Origin of the sequence: Campylobacter concisus (assembly GCF_002913945.1) — a bacterium.
Classification (GTDB): domain Bacteria; phylum Campylobacterota; class Campylobacteria; order Campylobacterales; family Campylobacteraceae; genus Campylobacter_A; species Campylobacter_A concisus_P.
In genome coordinates this window covers 22476-29014 of the sequence record NZ_POZK01000037.1, presented here as the reverse complement: position 1 = coordinate 29014, position 6539 = coordinate 22476, and the positions used below count along the sequence as shown (strand labels likewise).

9 protein-coding genes and 1 pseudogene are annotated in these 6539 nt (G+C 31.7%); 1 reads left to right on the top strand and 9 read right to left on the bottom strand.

The genetic code is table 11. The annotated features are described in order from the left end of the window. Positions 1–88: 88 nt before the first annotated feature. Positions 89–253 (bottom strand): hypothetical protein, encoded by a 165-nt coding sequence (locus CYP64_RS10075; protein ID WP_181001715.1) that lies wholly within the window; start codon positions 251–253, stop codon positions 89–91. Between the two features lie 212 nt (positions 254–465). Here CYP64_RS10075 and CYP64_RS08915 point away from each other — a divergent pair, with 212 nt between their 5' ends. Further along, entirely contained in the window at positions 466–1014 is a 549-nt protein-coding gene (locus CYP64_RS08915; RefSeq protein WP_103649482.1) for a hypothetical protein, read from the top strand. Between the two features lie 246 nt (positions 1015–1260). Here CYP64_RS08915 and CYP64_RS10070 read toward each other — a convergent pair whose 3' ends face one another. From CYP64_RS10070 to CYP64_RS08885, 8 genes and pseudogenes are all read right to left on the bottom strand, one after another. Then, positions 1261–1404, bottom strand: coding sequence for a hypothetical protein (locus CYP64_RS10070; protein WP_181001714.1), 144 nt, complete (start codon positions 1402–1404; stop codon positions 1261–1263). Positions 1405–1431: 27 nt separating this feature from the next. Next, entirely contained in the window at positions 1432–2247 is an 816-nt protein-coding gene (locus CYP64_RS08910; RefSeq protein WP_103649481.1) for a hypothetical protein, read from the bottom strand. A gap of 298 nt (positions 2248–2545) precedes the next feature. Beyond that, positions 2546–3685, bottom strand: a complete 1140-nt coding sequence (locus CYP64_RS08905) for a hypothetical protein (RefSeq protein WP_103649480.1) — start codon at positions 3683–3685, stop codon at positions 2546–2548. Positions 3686–4284: 599 nt separating this feature from the next. Continuing rightward, complete coding sequence (locus CYP64_RS10385) at positions 4285–4542, bottom strand: HipA domain-containing protein (RefSeq protein ID WP_258032997.1); 258 nt, start codon at positions 4540–4542, stop codon at positions 4285–4287. Positions 4543–4643: 101 nt separating this feature from the next. Next, a complete protein-coding gene (locus tag CYP64_RS10380; RefSeq protein ID WP_258032996.1) occupies positions 4644–4910 on the bottom strand; it encodes a HipA domain-containing protein in 267 nt (88 codons plus the stop codon). A 189-nt stretch (positions 4911–5099) separates the two neighbouring features. Next, positions 5100–5216: pseudogene (locus CYP64_RS10435) on the bottom strand (hypothetical protein); the annotation flags it as partial. A gap of 352 nt (positions 5217–5568) precedes the next feature. Continuing rightward, positions 5569–5805 carry a hypothetical protein gene (locus CYP64_RS08890; protein ID WP_103649478.1) on the bottom strand — a complete coding sequence of 79 codons (237 nt, stop codon included), beginning with the start codon at positions 5803–5805 and terminating at the stop codon, positions 5569–5571. Positions 5806–5814: 9 nt separating this feature from the next. After that, the gene (locus CYP64_RS08885) at positions 5815–6081 is read right to left on the bottom strand and encodes a hypothetical protein (protein WP_103649477.1); all 267 of its coding nucleotides are present in this window, start codon (positions 6079–6081) and stop codon (positions 5815–5817) included. Between the last annotated feature and the right edge of the window lie 458 nt (positions 6082–6539).

Below are 6539 nucleotides of genomic sequence, written 5' to 3'. Positions count from 1 at the left end.
TGAATTCTTACAATCTAAAAACTTTTGTAAGTCTTTTTTGAGCCATGGCGACAAAGTATTTTCATCTAATATGATATTCTCTTCCATATTACCACCTATCTAAATTTTTATCTTTTTCTTTATCTTTTATTATTTGTGATAATTTCAACTGCTCTTTTGCTATCATCTCTTTCTTATTACTTTCAAGTAATGCTAATTGTGATTTTATCTTTTTTATTTTCTCATATTTTAAAACTATCTCAATTATAGCCATTCACCTTTTTACTGATAAAGATTTAATTAATAGTATAGCGAAGTTCAATGAAAATTTTAAGGCAGTAATAGCTATTTTTTAATTGTGGCAAGTTTTATCGTGTATAATTTTGGTCGTAAATAGTATTAATTGCAGGATAGCCAATCACGCCAAAAATGTAATACATTTTTTGTGATTGGCATTATCTCTGCGAGGCTCAGTAAGGTATAAAAATGAAAAATGTAATTAAAACTTTTAGAATAGAAAGCAATTTGTTAAATTTGGTTGAAGCATATTTGAAAGATAGTAAATATAATTTTAGTGATTTGGTTAATGCTGCTATTATGAATTTTATATCTACTGGCAATATTGAGGGATCTAAAAAAAATACTTTGTTATTAAAAGAAAACAACAAAGAAGTTGAACTTAGAATATCAATATCTAAAAGTGAATATAAGTATTTGGTTGATTTATCTAATAAACATGGTTTTAACTCAGCCACCAAAGAGGCTAAATTTTTACTATTAAATATTTTAAATTCCAATAGCCCTATTTTTAATAATATTGAAATGGAGGAGTTAAGAAAATCTAACTATGAGCTTAATATGGTTGGTAGGAATATTAATCAAATGTTGAAAGTATTATACGAGCAGGATTTGAAAAATTTTAAAGTAAATTATGAAAATTTAATATCAGTAGTAAAAGTAGTGAATGACAAAATTTCTGCTGTAAGTGATAAGATAGAAAAGTATATCAAGATTTTAAATTTAAAACTAAAGTAATATTAGATGAGAAAAAAAGAATACTTGATGACGAATGGTGGCGACCCAAAAGAGTTATTACTGATTTAGAAAAAAGGCTAAGAGTTCTTACGCATATAATAATCAATGTGGTATTTATAAAAATAGATATAAGAGTGTTATTGCATATACAAAAACATCTTCAAAAAAACAAACGGAAGTTGTTATTAAATTTACTAGATCTAAATTTTAAAATTTTTACCCTTTTTGGGAAAAAAGGGTAAAAATCTAATTATTTGAAATTTTTTTGATAATTTCACTTAATACTTTAAAATCTGCAAGCTCAGTTTGTAGTTTTTGATTTTCTTTTAGTAGATTGATCGATTGTATTGTTTGGCTGCTAAATTTATCAAAGGCTTCTAGCTCCATCATATTTATCGATAGAGCTAGTATCTTTTTTTAATGTCCTAGTAGTTTTTCTCTTATCTCTTTCATCGGATATCTCGCGTCGCTCAGATTGAGATATTCCTTGTAGATCGACAATCCCCCCATTATCTTGTAAATTTCCAGATCCGTATTGCCTATCTCTCTTAACTTCTTCGCTTCGTCCTCGCAAAGAATATCCTTCTCCCAATACTCCTGCCTGTATAGAGCTATCGCTAACTCCTCCAGCTTCTCCTCGTCCACTAGTCCTCTGGCTTGGATGTCGTCTATCATCCCCAAGTTCTCCAAAGCTGTCGTCCAGCGGTAAAGTATCGTTAGTCTGTGCATCCAGTCGCCTGATTGAATGTTCGAAGGTGCTGGATACGTTGATCTCATTATCTCTTGTTGCTCCACGTCCAGACGTTTCTCGATATAAGCTCTCATCCGATTTATCACTTCCTCGCTCGGCTCTATCGTATCGCAAGTCATCGCTCTCCAATTCACCCAGTCGTGATTGATTGTTATTAGTATATTGACTAACTCTTTTTTGATCTTCTCTATTTGTTCTTGATTGATCTGGTTGGATTGATTGACTTGGCTCTCCATATTCTTGATTATCAGATATAGATAATTTGAGAAGTTCATCTCCTCTTGTAGTGGCATCCACTCCATTTCCATCATGTCCGTAAATCTCTTTTTGGTTATTAGCGGCCGATTGCCCTTTATCTTGTTCTGCGGATTTGATAGGATAAGGTTGTTCTTGGTATCCACGAAGTCCCAGATCTCGTTTATCGTCTCTTTGAAATTTTGCTCTGATAATTCATTATATTTAGGATTTAATATGTAAAACATTGTATATGCTCCAAGTTTATTTGTTGAATGCAATTTTAATATTTTTACATAAACTATTACATAACTGGATGGTTTTTGCCTTGAGGATAAAGCTAATGGCAAAAGGGAGATAACAAACAGATAAATTTAAATATATGGATATGAAGTAGTAAGTTAAAAAGCAAGTGCTACCTTTTTAAAATTAAACTTGCTTGTATTTAATCCATGCGCTTTTATTATATAATCACATTACATATTGAGCAATAAATAACATTTTATTCCTATATGTTATGTTTGATTTCTAGTTTTGTAAAATAATTTATTTAAGTTCTATTAAATCCTTAGTCCTCTTAAAATACGGCTTTATCTTTTCTGTTAGATACGGCTCGACTACGTCGTAATCAAAAGTAAAATACAAGCCGTATTCCGAGTGAGATACCAAAGCCCCGTCTACAGCTAGATATTGTATCATTAGCTTATCGTTAGCTATCCAGATATTTTTTTCATCGGGATCGATTTTTTCGGCATATTTTGCATTTTCGTAATTTTTTGGGTCGTCGATTGCTAGCTTTTTAAGAAGCGCTATAAGACCTTGTTCGTCGGCTAAAAAATCCTTAGCCGTAAATAACTTACCGCCGATATACGTTTCATATTCATGGTAAGCCCATGCATTACCGCAACCTTTGTAAAAATCTGCATACGATATAACCACCATATCTTTATAAACGTAATAAATATCCCTAGCGTTACTATCACCCCAAGACGAACAGTAATCGCCATCCTCTCGTTTAAAATATTCCCCCGCTAATTTTACGTATTTTTTAAAATCTTGAACCTTCGGGTATTGTGTTTTTAGCTCGGAGCATATGAAGTTGCCTCCGTCTTTACGATATTTTTCGTCTTCTTTATAATCAGGCTTTTTCAAGTCGCGCAGGTACTCGTAGTAACTAGGCGTTCTGTGCTGCCAAAGAGCTACGCCATAAATCGGCGCACTAAAAATTTCATCTAAAACGATACCGTATTTTTTGCCGTTATTTTCTCTAACCTTTACGCCTATTTTTTTATCGCTTAATTGCCAAATCGTATATTCGTTTGCATGTCTTGTGTATTCATCTTCGCATTCAAAGTATCCTATATCTGCTTGTTTGCATTTTATCTTTTTGTTCCCTTCAAGCAGGCTCCAAGAGTGTTCGCCTATCTTGCCGTCGTTCGCTTGTTCAAAATCTATAACATTGGGTTTACCGCCAAAATAGGTAAGGACTACGGTTAAATTCGAATCATCTTTTGAAAATACCTTTTGGATGCCTTGCTTTGGTTTTTGGCCTTTGACTTTGCCGTATTTATCGGGGCAATGCGCTTCCTGCTTATCAGCCTTGCATAAAGCTAGCACTTCTGGATCAATGTCTCCTGCTTGAATAGCCGCAAAACAAACAGATAAGGCCAATGCGATCTTTTTCATTTGCATCCTTTTTGGTTTGATTTTATTCAGAGATAAGTTAAGTGGACTCTCTCTTGTCAATTTTAGCAGAATATAATAGAGTTCCTTCATATCCTTGATTGTTATTATATCTAAACTCTACTTTGCAATGCTCGAAGTTTTTAAGAAGTAGTAATGAGTAAAATTAAACGCCAGTGTTTTATATGCCGCATCTCTGTCTTTTTTCTCTATTTTTTGGTTCCGGGTAGATTTTAACAATCTCTATTTTGCTTGAAAAATTAGATTTTTTTACAACTCTTTTTTATAAAAAACTAAATAATATGATTGTAAAATTTCGTAGTGGTTTGTATCATAATCATATTAATTATAAACGAGTACTTTAAATTTTTTAAAAAGCTACTGTAGATAATATGGAATATGAGAGTTTAATACTATTGAGGTTAAAATATATTTTTTAGATTAAACAATAAGTGCGATTATTGATGAGTTAAAAATATATTTTTGAATTATTTCTTCAGCTCTTCCAAAATCCTCGTGGCAATAGTTGTTTCTTGGTATTTTTAAATTGTCGCTATTTATTTTATTGCGCTTTGCTATCTCTTCAAATTTATCTCTTGCTATTATATATCTGCTATGATCTCTTTAAACTCGCCGTCATCTATATCAAATTTTGATTTTATCTCGTAAAAAAGCTGGACTGAGGGCAAGCTTTGAAAATCCACAAAATTTAAAGCATAGTTTTGTTTTGAGTAAATTATAGTTGTTGGTGTTATATTAAATGCAGGGGATAAATTCCAGCTTTTTATTTTTTCATCATATAGTACGTCGTAATTTCTTAGATGATCGTCCGTGTTACCAAACAAGCCGTTAAAAACCATACGTCGAAAGAGTTCTTTTTTGTTTTTGCTATCAAGCACGCTAGCTAGATCTCAGTAACTCTTATCGTTGCTTTCATCGCCATCTCTAACCCCAAGCAAGGTCATACCGACTTATAGGGTGTTCTTTTACCTGCGTTTCTATCAAACATCTTTACAAGTAAGGCTATGCCTTTTGCTGTTTCAAAAAGCTCGCTTTGACATACGTTGATTTTAGCAATATTAGCAACATCTAGCATAGTCTTTTCACTACGAGAAATTTGCCTATATTCATCCTTTATGGACGGAAATTTGATTATGTAAAGCTCATTGTCTTTTAATACGCTTGCCTTTGGTTTAGCACCGCCCAAGCTTCCACTAGGTGCGAGCAAATTTTTAATATCACTTTCAAGGCTTTCACCACGTTCAATTCTTTGTGATGATATGCAAAGCTCGCTAATGGAGTTAGCTTTGGTATATCATTTTGTAGCAGATACAAATTCGTTCTCTTTTTCTATTCTAAGTGAGCCTATACGAAAATAATCGCTTTCCCTAGCATATACTCGCTTTTTGTTAGTTCACTATTTGCTTTTTTGTATTAATCGTCCCCATCTATTTGGGCTTATATCGCAAAATGCGCCCCATAGATTTTTGGATACAAACCTGGTGCTTTGTAAAGGTAAATTTGGGTCTATCTCGAAGCAATTTTTTAGCCACTCTTTATTGTATTCAAAATAATATGTTTCGTTCTGCCTATGGCATAGACTTTTAAAAAACCTACAAAGTCATCATCGCTGTATATGTTTAAAATATTATTCATAACGCACCATTATCAAAAGGTTTTAAATATTTTTAAACTTCTTATATAATTTTATGGTGCAAGTATATTTGGTTTGTGGCTCTGTATAAAAATGTTTATGTGTTTCGTCTTCTACAAGCTGCCTTATAGAATCACTATACATTTTTTCAAATCGTATTTTGTCTATCTTATTGTCTTCATATTTACTGCAAGCATCTTCATAGGCATTTCTATAATCTTCATATAAACTTTCAACTATATATCCTATAGTTTTTTTCATTTTCATCTATATTGTCTGGTATCTTTCTTGCGTATTCAATAATTCTCAATCGAGCTTCTACTATATTTTTTCTTATTTCTGTTTCTAAAATTCCTTTATTAGTTAATAGTTGGTCTCGTGTTATTAACACATAAGTTGCTGTTGCTATAAGCAAAAGCAAAGATACAATTAAAGTTCCCATTGATATTAATGCTTGTAATTCTTCCATAATTGTTTTTTATCCTTTTTTTATTTTTTCTTGAACCATTAATTTAATATAGCTTAGAATAGATAGCTCTTTTTGATTGTCGTAGCTCTCGTTAAGCATTTTAAAATCGGCACCGTATTTTTGCATATAACCAATTATTTCTTCAATATCTTCTCTTGTAAGTTTTTTCGTATTGAGATTGTAGGCTATAATGTTTTGAATTACAATATCTTGGTTTTTAACTAGGTTTTCTTTTAATAGTTTTGATTGTTGTAATGCAAAATCTTTCAAATTCATAAAAATCCTTTTTAAAAATATTTTTACAACTATATAGCATAAAGTGGAATTATTGTGTAATAATAAAAACACACCGCTCCGAAGAGTGGGTGAAATTAAAAAAAGGTATTTTAAGAAATAAAAACCTTTTATAAGATGCATATTATGCTAAAAACTTTCTTGTTTGTTAAATTTGTCAAACTTCGTATCATACAACACAAAGTAACATACAGCATACATCAATAAAAGTGATAACACATTAAAAATCATTAAATCCCTTGTTTATTTGGTCTTTGTGATAACTCAAGACGATATGGCTCATCATAGGCTCTTTACCAGATTTCGTTTTCTAGGTAGTCTATAGCTTTTTCAACATCTATTTCATCTTTTTGCCGTTATAAGACGTGGCTAGTCTTGCATACGTTGTAGTAAGCGTAGAAGTAAAACAAGCCATCAAAGTCTTTGTCTTTCACAACGAT

What these genes read in the sequence shown, in the direction of transcription:
- CYP64_RS08905 (WP_103649480.1), bottom strand. Translation starts at nt 3,685, where the DNA reads ATGAAAAAGATCGCATTGGCCTTATCTGTTTGTTTTGCGGCTATTCAA.
- CYP64_RS10075 (WP_181001715.1), bottom strand. Translation starts at nt 253, where the DNA reads ATGGCTATAATTGAGATAGTTTTAAAATATGAGAAAATAAAAAAGATA.
- CYP64_RS08890 (WP_103649478.1), bottom strand. Translation starts at nt 5,805, where the DNA reads ATGGAAGAATTACAAGCATTAATATCAATGGGAACTTTAATTGTATCT.
- CYP64_RS10385 (WP_258032997.1), bottom strand. Translation starts at nt 4,542, where the DNA reads ATGGTTTTTAACGGCTTGTTTGGTAACACGGACGATCATCTAAGAAAT.
- CYP64_RS08910 (WP_103649481.1), bottom strand. Translation starts at nt 2,247, where the DNA reads ATGTTTTACATATTAAATCCTAAATATAATGAATTATCAGAGCAAAAT.
- CYP64_RS08915 (WP_103649482.1), top strand. Translation starts at nt 466, where the DNA reads ATGAAAAATGTAATTAAAACTTTTAGAATAGAAAGCAATTTGTTAAAT.
- CYP64_RS08885 (WP_103649477.1), bottom strand. Translation starts at nt 6,081, where the DNA reads ATGAATTTGAAAGATTTTGCATTACAACAATCAAAACTATTAAAAGAA.
- CYP64_RS10070 (WP_181001714.1), bottom strand. Translation starts at nt 1,404, where the DNA reads ATGATGGAGCTAGAAGCCTTTGATAAATTTAGCAGCCAAACAATACAA.